This is a genomic window from Streptomyces sp. NPDC002754 (assembly GCF_053592315.1).
Window position 1 is genome coordinate 63,361 of the sequence record NZ_JBSFVM010000029.1, and the last position, 17,341, is coordinate 80,701.

Genomic DNA, 17,341 nt, shown 5'->3' on the forward strand with positions numbered 1-17,341 from the left:
CCACAGACTTACAACCCTGAGAGGGATTGACGCATAGTGCTCGACGTCAACTTCTTCGATGAGCTCCGGATCGGTCTGGCCACCGCTGACGACATCCGTCAGTGGAGCCACGGCGAGGTCAAGAAGCCCGAGACCATCAACTACCGCACGCTCAAGCCGGAAAAGGACGGGCTCTTCTGCGAGAAGATCTTCGGTCCGACCCGGGACTGGGAGTGCTACTGCGGTAAGTACAAGCGCGTCCGCTTCAAGGGCATCATCTGCGAGCGCTGCGGCGTGGAGGTCACGCGCGCCAAGGTGCGTCGTGAGCGGATGGGGCACATCGAGCTGGCCGCTCCTGTCACCCACATCTGGTACTTCAAGGGCGTCCCGTCGCGCCTTGGCTACCTGCTCGACCTCGCCCCGAAGGACCTCGAGAAGGTCATCTACTTCGCGGCGTACATGATCACGTTCGTCGACGAAGAGCGCCGTACCCGCGACCTGCCCTCCCTCGAGGCGCACGTCCAGGTCGAGCGTCAGCAGATCGAGAACCGTCGCGACTCCGACCTGGAGACCCGCGCCAAGAAGCTCGAGACCGACCTGGCCGAGCTCGAGGCCGAGGGTGCCAAGGCCGACGTGCGCCGCAAGGTGCGCGAGGGTGCCGAGCGCGAGATGAAGCAGCTGCGCGACCGTGCGCAGCGCGAGATCGACCGTCTGGACGAGGTCTGGTCGCGCTTCAAGAACCTCAAGGTCCAGGACCTCGAGGGCGACGAGCTGCTCTACCGCGAGCTGCGTGACCGCTTCGGCACGTACTTCGACGGTTCGATGGGTGCCGCGGCGCTGCAGAAGCGCCTCGAGACCTTCGACCTCGAGGAGGAGGCCGAGCGTCTCCGCGAGATCATCCGTACCGGCAAGGGCCAGAAGAAGACCCGTGCGCTCAAGCGCCTCAAGGTCGTCTCCGCGTTCCTGCAGACGAGCAACAGCCCCAAGGGCATGGTGCTCGACTGCGTGCCGGTCATCCCGCCGGACCTGCGTCCGATGGTGCAGCTGGACGGTGGCCGCTTCGCGACCTCCGACCTGAACGACCTGTACCGCCGCGTCATCAACCGCAACAACCGCCTGAAGCGCCTTCTCGACCTCGGTGCGCCCGAGATCATCGTGAACAACGAGAAGCGCATGCTCCAGGAGGCCGTGGACGCCCTCTTCGACAACGGTCGTCGTGGTCGCCCGGTGACCGGTCCCGGTAACCGCCCGCTGAAGTCCCTGAGCGACATGCTCAAGGGCAAGCAGGGTCGTTTCCGTCAGAACCTTCTCGGTAAGCGTGTGGACTACTCCGCGCGTTCCGTGATCGTCGTCGGTCCGCAGCTGAAGCTGCACCAGTGTGGTCTTCCGAAGGCCATGGCGCTGGAGCTCTTCAAGCCGTTCGTGATGAAGCGTCTGGTCGACCTGAACCACGCGCAGAACATCAAGTCGGCGAAGCGCATGGTCGAGCGCGGTCGCACGGTCGTGTACGACGTCCTGGAAGAGGTCATCGCCGAGCACCCGGTTCTCCTGAACCGTGCGCCGACGCTGCACCGCCTCGGCATCCAGGCCTTCGAGCCGCAGCTGGTCGAGGGCAAGGCCATTCAGATCCACCCGCTCGTCTGCACCGCGTTCAACGCGGACTTCGACGGTGACCAGATGGCCGTGCACCTGCCGCTCTCCGCGGAGGCGCAGGCCGAGGCCCGCATCCTCATGCTGTCCTCGAACAACATCCTGAAGCCCGCCGACGGCCGTCCGGTGACGATGCCGACCCAGGACATGGTCCTCGGTCTGTTCTTCCTCACCACCGACGGTGAGCTCCGTGACGTCAAGGGCGAGGGCCGCGCGTTCGGCTCCACGGCCGAGGCGACCATGGCGTTCGACGCCGGCGAGCTTGCGCTCCAGTCGGCCGTGGACATCCGCTTCCCGGTGGGCACCATGCCGCCGCGCGGCTGGACCCCGCCGCCCGTCGAGGATGGCGAGCCCGAGTACCAGCCGGGCGACAGCTTCCGGCTGCGGACGACCCTGGGCCGCGCGCTCTTCAACGAGCTGCTGCCCGAGGACTACCCGTTCGTCGACTACTCGGTGGGCAAGAAGCAGCTCGGCGAGATCGTCAACGATCTGGCGGAGCGCTACCCCAAGGTCATCGTGGCGGCGACGCTCGACAACCTGAAGGCGGCCGGCTTCTTCTGGGGCACCCGCTCCGGCGTCACCGTGGCCATCTCCGACGTCGTCGTTCCCGAGGCGAAGAAGGAGATCGTCAAGGGCTACGAGGCGCAGGACGAGAAGGTCCAGAAGCAGTACGAGCGCGGTCTCATCACGAAGGAAGAGCGCACTCAGGAGCTCATCGCGATCTGGACCAAGGCGACCAATGAGGTCTCCGAGGCGATGAACGCGAACTTCCCGAAGACCAACCCCATCTTCATGATGGTCGACTCGGGTGCCCGAGGAAACATGATGCAGATGCGTCAGATCGCGGGTATGCGTGGTCTGGTGTCGAACGCCAAGAACGAGACGATCCCGCGTCCGATCAAGGCCTCCTTCCGTGAGGGCCTGTCGGTGCTGGAGTACTTCATCTCGACTCACGGTGCTCGTAAGGGTCTGGCGGACACCGCCCTGCGTACCGCCGACTCGGGTTACCTGACCCGTCGTCTGGTGGACGTCTCGCAGGACGTCATCATTCGCGAGGAGGACTGCGGCACCGACCGCGGCCTCAAGCTCCAGATCGCGGAGCGTGGCGCCGATGGTGTGCTGCGCAAGACCGAGGACGTCGAGACCAGCGTCTATGCCCGCATGCTCGCCGAGGACATCGTCGTCGACGGCAAGGTCATCGCGCCGGCCAACGTCGACCTGGGTGACGTGCTCATCGACGCCCTCGTCGCCCACGGCGTCGAGATCGTCAAGACCCGCTCGGTGCTCACCTGTGAGTCCGCGGTCGGCACCTGTGCCTTCTGCTACGGCCGCTCGCTGGCCACTGGCAAGCTGGTCGACATCGGTGAGGCGGTCGGCATCATCGCCGCCCAGTCCATCGGTGAGCCCGGTACCCAGCTGACGATGCGTACCTTCCACACCGGTGGTGTGGCCGGTGACGACATCACCCAGGGTCTGCCCCGTGTCGTCGAGCTCTTCGAGGCTCGTACGCCGAAGGGTGTCGCCCCGATCTCGGAGTCCGCAGGCCGGGTCCGGATCGAGGAGACCGAGAAGACCAAGAAGCTCGTGGTCACGCCGGACGACGGCAGCGACGAGATCCCCTTCCCGATCTCCAAGCGCGCCCGTCTGCTGGTGGGCGAGGGCGATCACGTCGAGGTGGGCCAGAAGCTCACCGTGGGTGCCACCAACCCGCACGACGTGCTCCGGATCCTCGGTCAGCGTGCGGTCCAGGTGCACCTGGTCGGCGAGGTCCAGAAGGTCTACAACTCGCAGGGTGTGTCGATCCACGACAAGCACATCGAGATCATCATCCGGCAGATGCTGCGCCGCGTGACGATCATCGAGTCCGGCGACGCCGAGCTGCTGCCCGGCGAGCTGGTCGAGCGCTCGAAGTTCGAGGGCGAGAACCGTCGTGTGGTCACCGAGGGCGGTCACCCCGCCTCCGGCCGTCCGCAGCTGATGGGTATCACCAAGGCCTCGCTGGCGACGGAATCCTGGCTGTCGGCCGCCTCCTTCCAGGAGACGACCCGAGTCCTGACGGATGCGGCGATCAACGCCAAGTCCGACAGCCTCATCGGTCTCAAGGAGAACGTCATCATCGGTAAGCTCATCCCGGCCGGTACGGGTCTGTCCCGCTACCGCAACATCCGGGTGGAGCCCACCGAGGAGGCCAAGGCCGCGATGTACTCGGCCGTCGGCTACGACGACATCGACTACTCGCCGTTCGGCACCGGCTCCGGCCAGGCCGTTCCGCTGGAGGACTACGACTACGGTCCGTACAACCAGTAGGCGAGCAGCTGCTCGAAACCGCAGGGCGGTCACCCCGGGAAGAACCGGGGTGGCCGCCCTGCGGCGTATTGGCGCATGATGGGCATCACAACATGTTCGGGTCCCGGGGGAGTGGTCTCGTGTCGAATCCGTCCTGGCAGCCGGTCCCGTGGCCGGGCCAGCAGGGTCATCAGCCGTCGATGCTGGCCGCGCACGCGGACCGGGAGCGCGCCGTCGATGTGCTGCGCGCGGGGTTCGCGGAGGGGCGGCTGCAGCAGAGCGAGTACGAGCGGCGGATCGAGCGGGCCTATCAGGCGCGCACCGTGGGGGAGCTGACCACGCTCGTCGCCGATCTGCCGCAGGGGCCGGCGCCCCAGCAACAGCAGCAGATGATGGTGGGCGTGCCCCGGACGTTCCTGCCGCCGCCGATGCTGCCCCCGCCGACCAACGGCAAGGCGATCGGGGCGCTGGTCTGCGGTGTGGGCACGTTCTTCAGTGCGGGCGTCTCGGCGGTTCCCGCGGTGATCCTGGGCCACATGGCGCGCAAGGAGATCCGGGAGCGGGGCGAGTCCGGCGACGGGATGGCGGTCGGCGGGCTGGTGCTTGGGTGGCTCGCCGTGGCGTTCTGGGCCCTGCTCATCGTGGCGATCGTCGTCTCCGCGGCCTAGCTGCGGATCGTAGGACGTCCGGCGTGTCCTGGCTCCGGGGTATTTGTTTTGACCACAGCGTATGAGATAGGTACGCTCAGACCTTGTGCCTGGGGTGTGCCTGGGCTCGCGTGCGTGTCATCAGCCGCACGGCGAGTCCGATCAAGGCCACCGCAATCTGCCGTTTTCCCACTTTCGTGGGGGTCTGCAGTATTCGACACACCCGACCGCGTGGGTCGGGAAAGTTCCAGGTTAGCTTTACTACTCGGCACACAGAAACCGGAGAAGTAGTGCCTACGATCCAGCAGCTGGTCCGGAAGGGCCGGCAGGACAAGGTCGAGAAGAACAAGACGCCCGCGCTTGAGGGTTCGCCCCAGCGCCGTGGCGTCTGCACGCGTGTGTTCACGACCACCCCGAAGAAGCCGAACTCGGCCCTCCGTAAGGTCGCGCGTGTGCGCCTGACCAGCGGCATTGAGGTCACGGCCTACATTCCGGGTGAGGGACACAACCTGCAGGAGCACTCCATCGTGCTCGTGCGCGGCGGCCGTGTGAAGGACCTGCCCGGTGTTCGTTACAAGATCATCCGCGGTTCGCTTGACACCCAGGGTGTCAAGAACCGCAAGCAGGCCCGCAGCCGCTACGGCGCCAAGAAGGAGAAGTAGAAATGCCTCGTAAGGGCCCCGCCCCGAAGCGCCCGGTCATCATCGACCCGGTCTACGGTTCTCCTCTGGTGACCTCCCTCATCAACAAGGTGCTGATGAACGGCAAGCGCTCCACCGCCGAGCGCATCGTGTACGGCGCCATGGAGGGCCTGCGCGAGAAGACCAGCAACGACCCGGTCATCACCCTGAAGCGCGCGCTTGAGAACATCAAGCCGACCCTCGAGGTCAAGTCCCGCCGTGTCGGTGGCGCGACCTACCAGGTGCCGATCGAGGTCAAGCCCGGCCGCGCCAACACCCTCGCGCTCCGCTGGCTCGTCGGCTACTCGCGCGCCCGTCGCGAGAAGACGATGACCGAGCGTCTGACGAACGAGCTGCTCGACGCCTCGAACGGCCTCGGTGCTGCCGTCAAGAAGCGCGAGGACACGCACAAGATGGCCGAGTCCAACAAGGCCTTCGCGCACTACCGCTGGTAGTCGCAACCCACATCGAGACCGAGAGAAGACTGAAGCCTTATGGCTACCACTTCACTTGACCTGGCCAAGGTCCGGAACATCGGCATCATGGCCCACATCGACGCGGGCAAGACGACCACCACCGAGCGGATCCTCTTCTACACCGGCGTCTCGTACAAGATCGGTGAGGTCCACGACGGCGCTGCCACGATGGACTGGATGGAGCAGGAGCAGGAGCGTGGCATCACGATCACGTCCGCTGCCACCACCTGTCACTGGCCGCTCGAGGACAACGACTACACGATCAACATCATCGACACCCCGGGGCACGTCGACTTCACCGTTGAGGTGGAGCGCTCCCTGCGTGTGCTCGATGGTGCCGTGACGGTGTTCGACGGTGTCGCCGGTGTCGAGCCGCAGTCCGAGACGGTGTGGCGTCAGGCCGACCGTTACGGCGTGCCGCGCATCTGCTTCGTCAACAAGCTGGACCGTACCGGCGCCGAGTTCCACCGCTGCGTGGACATGATCTCGGACCGCCTGGGCGCCCAGCCGATCGTCATGCAGCTCCCCATCGGGGCCGAGGCCGACTTCCAGGGTGTTGTCGACCTCGTCACGATGAAGGGGTTCGTCTGGTCGGCCGAGGCCGCCAAGGGCGAGGCCTACGACATCGTCGAGATCCCCGACACGCACAAGGAGGCTGCGGACGAGTACCGCGGCAAGCTCCTTGAGGCCGTCGCGGAGAACGACGAAGAGATCATGGAGCTGTACCTGGAGGGCCAGGAGCCGTCCGAGGAGCAGCTGTACGCCGCGATCCGTCGTATCACCATCGCGTCCGGCAAGTCCGACGGAACCACGGTCACCCCGGTGTTCTGTGGCACCGCGTTCAAGAACAAGGGCGTTCAGCCCCTGCTCGACGCGGTCGTGCGTTACCTGCCGACTCCCCTTGACGTCGACTCCATCGAGGGTCACGACGTGAAGGACCCGGAGAAGGTCATCACGCGCAAGCCGTCCGAGGACGAGCCGCTGTCGGCCCTCGCGTTCAAGATCGCGAGCGACCCGCACCTGGGCAAGCTCACCTTCATCCGGGTTTACTCGGGTCGCCTGGAGGCCGGCACCGCGGTGCTGAACTCCGTCAAGGGCAAGAAGGAGCGCATCGGCAAGATCTACCGCATGCACGCGAACAAGCGTGAGGAGATCGCGTCGGTGGGCGCCGGTGACATCGTCGCCGTCATGGGCCTGAAGCAGACCACCACCGGTGAGACGCTGTCCGACGACAAGAACCCGGTCATCCTGGAGTCCATGGACTTCCCGGCGCCGGTCATTCAGGTCGCCATCGAGCCCAAGTCCAAGGGTGACCAGGAGAAGCTGGGTGTTGCCATCCAGCGTCTCGCGGAGGAGGACCCCTCCTTCCAGGTGCACTCGGACGAGGAGACCGGCCAGACCATCATCGGTGGTATGGGCGAGCTCCACCTGGACGTCCTCGTCGACCGTATGCGTCGCGAGTTCCGGGTCGAGGCCAACGTCGGCAAGCCGCAGGTCGCCTACCGCGAGACCATTCGCAAGTCGGTCGACAAGGTCGACTTCACGCACAAGAAGCAGACTGGTGGTACCGGCCAGTTCGCCAAGGTGCAGATCTCGATCGAGCCGATCGAGGGTGGCGACGCGAGCTACGAGTTCGTGAACAAGGTCACCGGTGGTCGTATCCCGAAGGAGTACATCCCTTCGGTCGACGCCGGCTGCCAGGAGGCCATGCAGTTCGGCATCCTCGCCGGTTACGAGATGACCGGTGTCCGCATCACGCTGCTCGACGGCGCCTTCCACGAGGTCGACTCCTCCGAGCTCGCCTTCAAGATCGCCGGTTCGCAGGCGTTCAAGGAGGCCGCGCGCAGGGCCGGTCCTTGCCTTCTCGAGCCGATGATGGCCGTCGAGGTCATCACGCCCGAGGACTACATGGGCGATGTCATCGGTGACGTCAACTCCCGCCGTGGCCAGATCCAGGCCATGGAGGAGCGGATGGGCGCCCGCGTCGTCAAGGGCCTGGTACCGCTGTCGGAGATGTTCGGCTACGTCGGCGACCTCCGCAGCAAGACGTCGGGTCGCGCGAGCTACTCGATGCAGTTCGACTCCTACGCCGAGGTTCCGCGGAACGTCGCCGAGGAGATCATCGCGAAGGCCAAGGGCGAGTAACTCACTCGAGTTCACGCTTTAGGCTTGACTCCGGAGCTCTTGGGGCATTTCCCGGCAACAGCCACGAAATGCCCCGGGGCCCTGGCTTTCCAGCAAAGATCACCTGGCGCCGATGAAGCAAGGCGTACAGAACCACTCCGCAGGAGGATTCAGTGGCGAAGGCAAAGTTCGAGCGGACTAAGCCGCACGTCAACATCGGCACCATCGGTCACATTGACCACGGTAAGACGACCCTCACGGCCGCCATTACCAAGGTGCTGCACGACGCGTACCCGGAACTGAACGAGGCCTCGGCCTTCGACCAGATCGACAAGGCTCCCGAGGAGCGCCAGCGCGGTATCACGATCTCGATCGCGCACGTCGAGTACCAGACCGAGGCGCGTCACTACGCCCACGTCGACTGCCCGGGTCACGCGGACTACATCAAGAACATGATCACGGGTGCCGCGCAGATGGACGGCGCCATCCTCGTGGTCGCCGCCACCGACGGCCCGATGCCGCAGACCAAGGAGCACGTGCTCCTGGCCCGCCAGGTCGGCGTTCCGTACATCGTCGTCGCCCTGAACAAGGCCGACATGGTGGACGACGAGGAGATCCTGGAGCTCGTCGAGCTCGAGGTCCGTGAGCTCCTCTCCGAGTACGAGTTCCCGGGCGACGACCTGCCGGTCGTCAAGGTCTCGGCGCTCAAGGCGCTCGAGGGCGACAAGGAGTGGGGTGAGTCCGTCCTCAACCTGATGAAGGCCGTCGACGAGTCCATCCCCGCCCCCGAGCGTGACGTCGACAAGCCGTTCCTGATGCCGATCGAGGACGTCTTCACGATCACCGGTCGTGGCACCGTCGTCACCGGTCGTATCGAGCGTGGCATCCTCAAGGTCAACGAGACCGTCGACATCATCGGCATCAAGCAGGACAAGACCACCACCACGGTCACCGGCATCGAGATGTTCCGCAAGCTGCTCGACGAGGGCCAGGCCGGTGAGAACGTCGGTCTGCTCCTCCGTGGCATCAAGCGCGAGGACGTCGAGCGCGGCCAGGTCATCATCAAGCCCGGTTCGGTCACGCCGCACACCGAGTTCGAGGCCCAGGCCTACATCCTGTCCAAGGACGAGGGTGGCCGCCACACGCCGTTCTTCAACAACTACCGTCCGCAGTTCTACTTCCGTACGACGGACGTGACGGGCGTTGTGACCCTCCCCGAGGGCACCGAGATGGTCATGCCGGGCGACAACACCGAGATGTCCGTCTCGCTGATCCAGCCCGTGGCCATGGAAGAGGGCCTGAAGTTCGCCATCCGTGAGGGTGGCCGGACCGTGGGCGCCGGCCAGGTCACCAAGATCAACAAGTAAGTCTCACTTACCTGTTGGGCTTGATGCCTGGTAGCTGATAGAGCACCTGAGAGGGCCCGTACGACTTCGGTCGTACGGGCCCTTTCTGCTGTCCGGCCCCGTTCTCCGTCGGTCAGGCGCGCGCCTGCGTCGGCCGCCACAGCCAGGGCCGGGCATCGGGGGAGAGGCCCGCGGCGGCCGGCCCGAGGGAGGTCAGGGCCAGGGCCGGGCCGTCCAGGGTGGCCGGCGCCGCGCTCGGGCGGATGATGCGGCCCGCGTGGTGCAGCCGGACGTTGCCTTCGGTGTCACGGCCGAGGAGGTACGCGCCCGCCGCCGCCACCGGCCCGTAGCCGGGGAAGTCGACGCGCGGGCCGCCCGTGGCCAGCAGCTCGGCGGACGCGGGCGGACGGTAGTAGAGCCGGTCGCCGGACGCGGCGACGGCGTCGGCGGGGGCGGAGGTGGGCAGGCCGGACAGCGGCGCGGGGCCCCGGGTCGTCCAGTGGTGGACGGTGTCACGGCCAGCGGCGTAGACGTGCACCTCGCCGTCCTCGCCGTCCTCGCCGACGACCGCCGTGAGCCCGTCCTGGACCGGGCCGCCGCCGAGCTCGCGCCAGGGGGACCAGGCCCCGGACCTGTCGCGCACGCGGGTGCTGATGCCCTGCCCCGCATCGCGTACGAAGAGGTGGACGCGGCCGTCCGGAGCGGCGACGGCCACCGGGACGCCGATGCGGCGGCCGCGGTCGGGATCGCTCTCCGGGTTGCCGAGGCCCTTCCACGCCCGCCGTTCCAGAGCCACGATCTCGCGTACGTCGGAGCCGTCCCGGACGGACGCGAGGCGCAGGCCGAGGACGAGGTGGCCGCCGCCGGGGAGCGCGACCGCCGTGAGGGCCGGGGCGAGCGGGCCGCCGCCGAGGTCGGCCGGATCCCCGAATTCGCCGTCCTTCTCGGTGTACCGGACGGCGCGCAGCCCCAGCACGCCGTACGCGGTGAGCCGCCCGTCGGTGTTCGGGGCGAGGGCGAGCCGGGGCCCCGGGTAGCGGTAGTGGGTGGCGCGGACCCAGCCCTTGCGGTTGGTGAGGGGGCGGTCACCGCCGACGTTGTAGTCGCCGCAGCCGGAAGGGTTGCCGCAGTTCCAGTCGGGGGCGGCGCCGTACGGGACGAGCTGGGCGGCCTTCTCCTTCAGGACCCGCGGCGGCAGGTTCTTCGGCCAGTGGTTGTTGTAGTAGCCGCGGAACGCGGTCGCGGCGAAGGCGGGCGGCCCGCCCTTGGCGCGCTGCGCCCAGCGGATCAGCGCGGCCCAGCTGAAGCAGGCGACGGCCGTGTGGTCGGCGTGGTCGGAGTAGCCGGGCTGCTCACTGTCGCGTATCCGCGTGAGCCGGTCGCTGTGCTGGATGTCGGGGTCCGGGTCCAGGGTGTGCACGAGGGTGGGGCGGTACCGCTCGAAGAGCGCCACGAGCACGTCGGTCAGGGACTCGCGGTCGTACGTCTGGACGGCGTGCAGCGGGGAGCCGGCGGGGACCAGGGTGCGCAGGATCAGGCCCGGTTCGCGCCAGAGCGCGGGGACGCCCATATGGCCCTCCGGGGTGTGCATCGCGAGGTTGAGGTGCACCAACTCGACGCTGTGGCCCCGGTGTTGGAGCGAGTCGACCTCGACCTGGAAGCCGCCGGGAAGCTGGACGGAGGTCGTGGTCCAGCGGGTGAAGACGGGCAGGCCGAGCTGGGTCGCGTACGCCTGGCGCAGGCCCTGGTGGCGGGCCGAGGAGTATGCCGCCTTGTCGGGGGCCGGGTCGCGGTCGGCCGGCGTCTTGTTGCGGCCGTCGGCCTCGCCCGCAGTGACGTACACGCAGACGACCGGGGTGCCCGCGTCGAGGGCGTGCCGGGTGTCCGGGTTCATGAAGTACAGGTCGTCGTCGGGGTGGGCGAGGACCTGGAGCAGCAGGGCGCGCTCGGACTGTGCGGCGGCGCGGCCGGTGGCGGGGGAGGGGACGGTGCTGCCGGGCGGCGGCGCGGGGGCGGCGCGGGAGCAGGCGGCGAGGGCGCCCGCGGCGGCGAGCGCGGCGGCGCCGGCGAGGGTGCTCCGGCGGCCGGGGCCGCGCCCAACGGGTATGTGGGGATGGGGAGTTGCAGGTCTTTCCTGCACGGTGGCGCTCACTCCGTTCGCTGCCGAGGCAGCGTTCGGGGGTGGTGCGCTCGCCTCTGTTCAGGTGGTTCACCTCAACAGAGGGGCAACGGGACGCAAGGGTTCCGGTGATCTCGGTCTCCGGGCGAGGAGACCTTGGGTGCGGGACACGGGCACCCCTGGTTTGACCTTCGTCACCGAGGGGGTACTCTCTTGGGCTCGATTGGCCCTGGACATGCCCTGTGTGGCAGACTGTCGGGGTTGCTCGGTTGAGTGCCGATGCTGCGCGCCTCCCGTCGGGAGGACCGGAAGCGAGTCCCAGCGTACTCGTCGGCTGTATCTACCCCTCGGGGTAGCAATCGGCCGGACGTACGGGAATCTTTCGGGAAGCGTCAGTGCGGTTCCTCGACCAGGCGCTCGGTGGGTTTCTTCCCCCGTGTACGTGCGGTCTCGGCCGCAGACCCCTTAGCAGGGAAATCCTTCGGAGATTTCTGTGAGCGGGACTGCGACACGCCCGACCGCGTGGGGCGGAGGCAGTGTGAAACAGGACCCCCGGGTTCCAGGGCGTTACGAGAGACAGGACTACTAAGTAGCCATGGCGGGACAGAAGATCCGCATCCGGCTCAAGGCCTACGACCACGAGGTCATCGACTCCTCGGCGAAGAAGATCGTCGAGACGGTGACACGCACTGGTGCGTCGGTCGCGGGCCCGGTGCCGCTGCCTACCGAGAAGAACGTGTACTGCGTCATCAAGTCGCCGCACAAGTACAAGGATTCTCGCGAGCACTTCGAGATGCGCACGCACAAGCGCCTCATCGACATCCTCGACCCGACTCCGAAGACCGTTGACTCCCTGATGCGACTCGACCTTCCGGCCGGCGTCGACATCGAGATCAAGCTCTGAGGGCCGGTGATCTGAAGATGACTAAGCAGATCAAGGGCATCCTGGGCGAGAAGCTCGGCATGACGCAGGTGTGGGACGAGAACAACCGTGTTGTTCCGGTCACCGTCGTCAAGGCCGGTCCGAACGTGATCACCCAGGTTCGCACCAACGACGTCGACGGTTACGACTCCGTCCAGCTCGCCTTCGGCGAGATTGACCCGCGCAAGGTGAACAAGCCCCTCAAGGGCCACTTCGCCAAGGCCGATGTCACCCCCCGTCGCCACCTCGTCGAGATCCGTACCGCTGATTCCAGCGAGTACACCCTCGGCCAGGAGATCACCGCTGAGGTGTTCGATGGTGGCGTCAAGGTCGACGTGACCGGCCAGAGCAAGGGCAAGGGCTTCGCCGGCGGCATGAAGCGCCACAACTTCCGTGGTGGCAAGGCATCGCACGGTGCCCACCGCGTGCACCGCAAGCCGGGTTCCATCGGCGGCTGCGCCACCCCCGGCCGTGTGTTCAAGGGCACCCGCATGGCGGGCCGCATGGGCAACGAGCGGGTCACCACCCAGAACCTGACCGTCCACGCCGTTGACGCGGAGAAGGGTCTGCTGCTCATCAAGGGCGCGGTTCCTGGTCCGAACGGCGGCCTCGTCCTGGTCCGTACCGCGACCAAGGGGGCCTGAGGTAACGATGAGCACTGTTGACATCCTTTCGCCGGCGGGCGACAAGGCCGGGACCGTCGAGCTCCCTTCGGAGATCTTCGACGTTGAGAAGATCAGCATTCCGCTGATCCACCAGGTCGTCGTCGCACAGCTGGCCGCTGCCCGTCAGGGCACGCACAAGACCAAGCGCCGCGGTGAAGTCCGCGGTGGTGGCAAGAAGCCGTACCGCCAGAAGGGCACCGGCCGCGCCCGCCAGGGTTCGACCCGTGCGCCGCAGTTCGCCGGCGGTGGCATCGTCCACGGCCCGCAGCCGCGTGACTACTCGCAGCGGACCCCGAAGAAGATGAAGGCCGCGGCCCTGCGCCACGCCCTCACCGACCGGGCCCGCAACGCTCGCATCCACGTCGTCTCCGGCGTGGTCGAGGGCGAGGCCTCCACGAAGGCCGCCAAGACGCTGTTCGGCAAGATCTCGGAGCGCAAGCACGTGCTCCTGGTCGTCGACCGCGCCGACGAGGCCGCGTGGCTCTCCGCCCGCAACCTGCCCCAGGTCCACATCCTGGAGCCGGGCCAGCTGAACACGTACGACGTTCTCGTCTCGGACGACGTGGTCTTCACCAAGGCCGCTTTCGAGTCCTTCGTGTCTGGCCCCAAGGCCGCTGACACCGAAGGGAGCGAGGCCTGATGGCTACGCGTCACCCGAGCATTGCCTCCAAGGCTGCGAAGGCCGCCAAGGCCGCGCGCGTCGCCAAGGCGAAGCGCATCGCGACCGAGGGCAAGGTCGCCGTTGAGCCCACCCCGCTGAGCAAGTCCTTCTCGGACCCGCGCGACGTCCTCGTCAAGCCGGTTGTCTCCGAGAAGTCGTACGCGCTTCTCGACGAGGGCAAGTACACGTTCGTCGTGGCCCCCGGCGCCAACAAGACCCAGATCAAGCAGGCCGTCGAGGCGGTCTTCTCGGTCAAGGTCACCGGCGTCAACACGATCAACCGTCAGGGCAAGCGGAAGCGTACGCGCAGCGGGTTCGGCAAGCGTGCCGACACCAAGCGCGCCATCGTGACCCTCGCTGAGGGCGACCGTATCGACATCTTCGGCCAGGCCTCCTAACGGAGACCCTGGTCCGAATATCGGACGAGGACTGAGAAATGGGAATCCGCAAGTACAAGCCGACGACGCCGGGCCGCCGTGGCTCCTCCGTCGCCGACTTCGTCGAGGTAACGCGGTCCACGCCGGAGAAGTCGCTGGTCCGCCCGCTGCACAGCAAGGGCGGCCGTAACAACGCCGGTCGGATCACCGTTCGCCACCAGGGTGGTGGACACAAGCGCGCCTTCCGCGTGATCGACTTCCGTCGTCACGACAAGGACGGCGTGCCGGCGAAGGTCGCTCACATCGAGTACGACCCGAACCGCACTGCGCGCATCGCGCTTCTGCACTACGCGGACGGCGAGAAGCGTTACATCCTGGCCCCGCGCGGTCTCGCGCAGGGTGCCCGGGTGGAGAACGGCCCCACGGCCGACATCAAGCCCGGTAACAACCTGGCGCTCCGCAACATCCCGGTCGGTACCACGATCCACGCGATCGAGCTCCGTCCCGGTGGTGGCGCCAAGTTCGCCCGTTCCGCGGGTGCCTCCGTGCAGCTCCTTGCGAAGGAGGGCTCGATGGCCCACCTTCGTATGCCCTCCGGCGAGATTCGCCTGGTCGACGTGCGCTGCCGCGCCACCGTCGGCGAGGTCGGCAACGCCGAGCAGAGCAACATCAACTGGGGCAAGGCCGGCCGCATGCGCTGGAAGGGCGTCCGCCCGACCGTGCGTGGTGTCGTGATGAACCCGGTCGACCACCCGCACGGTGGTGGTGAAGGCAAGACCTCCGGTGGTCGTCACCCGGTCTCGCCGTGGGGTCAGAAGGAGGGTCGTACTCGTGATCGCAGCAAGGCGAGCAACAAGTACATCGTCCGCCGCCGCAAGTCGAACAAGAAGCGCTAGGAGCGGGTTTAGATGCCGCGCAGTCTCAAGAAGGGACCCTTCGTCGACGGCCACCTCGTAAAGAAGGTGGACGTACAGAACGAAGCCGGTTCCAAGAACGTCATCAAGACCTGGTCCCGCCGCTCGATGATCATTCCCAGCATGCTGGGTCACACGATCGCGGTGCACAACGGCAAGACCCACATCCCGGTGTTCGTCACCGAGTCGATGGTCGGCCACAAGCTCGGCGAGTTCTCGCCGACGCGCACCTTCCGGGGTCACGTCAAGGACGACCGGAAGTCGAAGCGCCGCTAAGGCGGGGTGGAATCGACTATGACTAACACCGAAGGGACAACCATGGAAGCCAGGGCCCAGGCGCGGTACATCCGCGTCACGCCCATGAAGGCCCGCCGCGTGGTGGACCTCATCCGTGGCATGGACGCCACGGAGGCTCAGGCGGTCCTGCGATTCGCCCCGCAGGCCGCGAGCCAGCCGGTGGGCAAGGTGCTCGACAGCGCCATCGCCAACGCCGCGCACAACTACGACCACCCTGACGCCTCTTCGCTGGTCATCAGCGAGGCGTACGTGGACGAGGGCCCGACCCTGAAGCGGTTCCGTCCGCGTGCTCAGGGCCGTGCCTACCGGATCCGTAAGCGGACCAGCCACATCACCGTGGTCGTCAGCAGCAAGGAAGGAACCCGGTAATGGGCCAGAAGGTAAACCCGCACGGGTTCCGGCTCGGTGTCACGACCGACTTCAAGTCGCGTTGGTACGCCGACAAGCTGTACAAGGACTACGTCAAGGAAGACGTCGCCATCCGTCGGATGATGACGTCCGGCATGGAGCGCGCCGGCATCTCGAAGGTTGAGATCGAGCGCACCCGTGACCGCGTGCGGGTGGACATCCACACCGCGCGTCCCGGCATCGTCATCGGCCGCCGTGGCGCCGAGGCCGACCGCATCCGCGGTGACCTCGAGAAGCTCACGGGCAAGCAGGTCCAGCTGAACATCCTCGAGGTCAAGAGCCCCGAGACGGACGCTCAGCTGGTTGCTCAGGCCGTTGCCGAGCAGCTGTCCTCCCGTGTCTCCTTCCGTCGCGCCATGCGTAAGAGCATGCAGGGCACGATGAAGGCCGGCGCCAAGGGCATCAAGATCCAGTGTGGCGGTCGTCTCGGCGGTGCCGAGATGTCCCGTTCGGAGTTCTACCGCGAGGGCCGCGTGCCCCTGCACACGCTCCGCGCCAACGTGGACTACGGCTTCTTCGAGGCCAAGACGACCTTCGGCCGCATCGGCGTGAAGGTCTGGATCTACAAGGGCGACGTCAAGAACATCGCCGAGGTTCGCGCCGAGAACGCCGCGGCCCGCGCCGGTAACCGTCCGGCCCGTGGCGGTAACGACCGCCCGGCCCGTGGTGGTGGCCGTGGCGGCGAGCGTGGCGGTCGCGGGCGCAAGCCGCAGCAGCAGTCCGCGCCGGCAGCCGAGGCCCCCAAGGCCGACGCTCCCGCCGCTGCCGCTCCGGCTGCTGAGAGCACCGGAACGGAGGCCTGACCGAAATGCTGATCCCCCGTAGGGTCAAGCACCGCAAGCAGCACCACCCGAAGCGCAGCGGTATGTCCAAGGGTGGCACGCAGGTTGCGTTCGGCGAGTACGGCATCCAGGCGCTCACGCCGGCGTACGTGACGAACCGTCAGATCGAGGCCGCTCGTATCGCCATGACGCGTCACATCAAGCGTGGCGGCAAGGTCTGGATCAACATTTACCCGGACCGCCCCCTCACCAAGAAGCCTGCCGAGACCCGCATGGGTTCCGGTAAGGGTTCGCCGGAGTGGTGGGTCGCCAACGTCAAGCCCGGACGCGTGATGTTCGAGCTGTCGTACCCCAACGAGAAGACCGCGCGTGAGGCCCTGACTCGTGCAGCGCACAAGCTGCCGATGAAGTGCAAGATCGTTAAGCGCGAGGCAGGTGAAGCGTGATGTCGGCCGGAACCAAGGCGTCTGAGCTGCGCGAGCTGGGCAACGAGGAGCTCCTCAACAAGCTCCGCGAGGCCAAGGAAGAGCTGTTCAACCTCCGCTTCCAGGCGGCGACGGGTCAGCTCGAGAACCACGGCCGGCTCAAGGCCGTCCGCAAGGACATCGCGCGGATCTACACCCTCATGCGCGAGCGCGAGCTGGGCATCGAGACGGTGGAGAGCGCCTGATGAGCGAGAAGACTGTGACTGAAGAGACTGCCGCCCGCGGCTTCCGCAAGACCCGTGAGGGTCTTGTCGTCAGCGACAAGATGGACAAGACCGTCGTCGTCGCTGTCGAGGACCGCGTCAAGCACGCGCTGTACGGCAAGGTCATCCGCCGTACGAACAAGCTCAAGGCGCACGACGAGCAGAACGCTGCCGGCGTCGGCGACCGCGTCCTCCTGATGGAGACGCGTCCGCTGTCGGCGAGCAAGCGCTGGCGCATCGTCGAGATCCTCGAGAAGGCCAAGTAATTCTCTGAGGCATCCCTCAGAGTTCGTTCCGCCAGGCTCGGCAGGGGCCATCTC

General features: G+C 66.9%; 18 protein-coding genes. 17 read left to right on the forward strand and 1 reads right to left on the reverse strand.

All coding sequences use genetic code 11. The annotated features are described in order from the left end of the window. The first annotated feature begins 36 nt into the window (after nucleotides 1–36). From ACWD2L_RS34035 to tuf, 6 genes are all read left to right on the forward strand, one after another. The gene (locus tag ACWD2L_RS34035) at nucleotides 37–3,936 is read left to right on the forward strand and encodes a DNA-directed RNA polymerase subunit beta' (protein WP_351338298.1); all 3,900 of its coding nucleotides are present in this window, start codon (nucleotides 37–39) and stop codon (nucleotides 3,934–3,936) included. Between the two features lie 119 nt (nucleotides 3,937–4,055). Continuing rightward, nucleotides 4,056–4,583, forward strand: a complete 528-nt coding sequence (locus ACWD2L_RS34040; protein ID WP_351338295.1) for a DUF1707 and DUF4190 domain-containing protein — start codon at nucleotides 4,056–4,058, stop codon at nucleotides 4,581–4,583. A gap of 269 nt (nucleotides 4,584–4,852) precedes the next feature. Next, nucleotides 4,853–5,224 carry a 30S ribosomal protein S12 gene (gene rpsL, locus ACWD2L_RS34045; RefSeq protein WP_003948652.1) on the forward strand — a complete coding sequence of 124 codons (372 nt, stop codon included), beginning with the start codon at nucleotides 4,853–4,855 and terminating at the stop codon, nucleotides 5,222–5,224. Nucleotides 5,225–5,226: 2 nt separating this feature from the next. Continuing rightward, a complete protein-coding gene (gene rpsG, locus ACWD2L_RS34050; protein ID WP_351338293.1) occupies nucleotides 5,227–5,697 on the forward strand; it encodes a 30S ribosomal protein S7 in 471 nt (156 codons plus the stop codon). A gap of 39 nt (nucleotides 5,698–5,736) precedes the next feature. Continuing rightward, complete coding sequence (fusA, locus tag ACWD2L_RS34055; RefSeq protein WP_351338290.1) at nucleotides 5,737–7,863, forward strand: elongation factor G; 2,127 nt, start codon at nucleotides 5,737–5,739, stop codon at nucleotides 7,861–7,863. A 152-nt stretch (nucleotides 7,864–8,015) separates the two neighbouring features. Further along, on the forward strand, nucleotides 8,016–9,209 hold the full coding sequence (gene tuf, locus ACWD2L_RS34060; RefSeq protein WP_351338287.1) for an elongation factor Tu: 1,194 nt from the start codon (nucleotides 8,016–8,018) through the stop codon (nucleotides 9,207–9,209). 112 nt (nucleotides 9,210–9,321) lie between these two features. Here the strand turns inward: tuf and ACWD2L_RS34065 are convergent, their stop codons facing one another. Continuing rightward, entirely contained in the window at nucleotides 9,322–11,328 is a 2,007-nt protein-coding gene (locus tag ACWD2L_RS34065) for a PIG-L family deacetylase (RefSeq protein ID WP_351338285.1), read from the reverse strand. A 574-nt stretch (nucleotides 11,329–11,902) separates the two neighbouring features. On the opposite strand from ACWD2L_RS34065, the gene rpsJ reads away from it, so the two are divergent. The 11 genes from rpsJ to rpsQ are packed head-to-tail and all read left to right on the forward strand — an operon-like array spanning nucleotide 11,903 to nucleotide 17,287. Beyond that, complete coding sequence (rpsJ, locus tag ACWD2L_RS34070) at nucleotides 11,903–12,211, forward strand: 30S ribosomal protein S10 (RefSeq protein WP_003948644.1); 309 nt, start codon at nucleotides 11,903–11,905, stop codon at nucleotides 12,209–12,211. A gap of 17 nt (nucleotides 12,212–12,228) precedes the next feature. After that, nucleotides 12,229–12,873 carry a 50S ribosomal protein L3 gene (gene rplC, locus ACWD2L_RS34075; RefSeq protein WP_351338283.1) on the forward strand — a complete coding sequence of 215 codons (645 nt, stop codon included), beginning with the start codon at nucleotides 12,229–12,231 and terminating at the stop codon, nucleotides 12,871–12,873. Between the two features lie 7 nt (nucleotides 12,874–12,880). Continuing rightward, on the forward strand, nucleotides 12,881–13,534 hold the full coding sequence (gene rplD, locus ACWD2L_RS34080; RefSeq protein ID WP_351338280.1) for a 50S ribosomal protein L4: 654 nt from the start codon (nucleotides 12,881–12,883) through the stop codon (nucleotides 13,532–13,534). Next, complete coding sequence (rplW, locus tag ACWD2L_RS34085; RefSeq protein WP_351338277.1) at nucleotides 13,534–13,953, forward strand: 50S ribosomal protein L23; 420 nt, start codon at nucleotides 13,534–13,536, stop codon at nucleotides 13,951–13,953. Before rplD ends, rplW begins: the two co-directional genes overlap by 1 nt. 38 nt (nucleotides 13,954–13,991) lie before the next feature. Beyond that, nucleotides 13,992–14,828: a 50S ribosomal protein L2 gene (gene rplB, locus ACWD2L_RS34090; protein ID WP_351338274.1), complete on the forward strand. Its 837-nt coding sequence runs from the start codon at nucleotides 13,992–13,994 to the stop codon at nucleotides 14,826–14,828. Between the two features lie 12 nt (nucleotides 14,829–14,840). Next, nucleotides 14,841–15,122, forward strand: coding sequence for a 30S ribosomal protein S19 (rpsS, locus tag ACWD2L_RS34095; protein ID WP_266713077.1), 282 nt, complete (start codon nucleotides 14,841–14,843; stop codon nucleotides 15,120–15,122). A gap of 42 nt (nucleotides 15,123–15,164) precedes the next feature. Further along, nucleotides 15,165–15,512, forward strand: a complete 348-nt coding sequence (gene rplV, locus ACWD2L_RS34100) for a 50S ribosomal protein L22 (RefSeq protein ID WP_266713079.1) — start codon at nucleotides 15,165–15,167, stop codon at nucleotides 15,510–15,512. Then, a complete protein-coding gene (gene rpsC, locus ACWD2L_RS34105; protein WP_266713081.1) occupies nucleotides 15,512–16,354 on the forward strand; it encodes a 30S ribosomal protein S3 in 843 nt (280 codons plus the stop codon). The genes rplV and rpsC overlap by 1 nt, the downstream gene beginning before the upstream one ends. 5 nt (nucleotides 16,355–16,359) lie before the next feature. After that, on the forward strand, nucleotides 16,360–16,779 hold the full coding sequence (gene rplP, locus ACWD2L_RS34110; RefSeq protein ID WP_018528356.1) for a 50S ribosomal protein L16: 420 nt from the start codon (nucleotides 16,360–16,362) through the stop codon (nucleotides 16,777–16,779). Then, complete coding sequence (gene rpmC / locus ACWD2L_RS34115) at nucleotides 16,779–17,003, forward strand: 50S ribosomal protein L29 (RefSeq protein ID WP_010036720.1); 225 nt, start codon at nucleotides 16,779–16,781, stop codon at nucleotides 17,001–17,003. The genes rplP and rpmC overlap by 1 nt, the downstream gene beginning before the upstream one ends. Continuing rightward, nucleotides 17,003–17,287, forward strand: coding sequence for a 30S ribosomal protein S17 (gene rpsQ / locus ACWD2L_RS34120; RefSeq protein WP_266713085.1), 285 nt, complete (start codon nucleotides 17,003–17,005; stop codon nucleotides 17,285–17,287). Before rpmC ends, rpsQ begins: the two co-directional genes overlap by 1 nt. Nucleotides 17,288–17,341 lie beyond the last annotated feature (54 nt).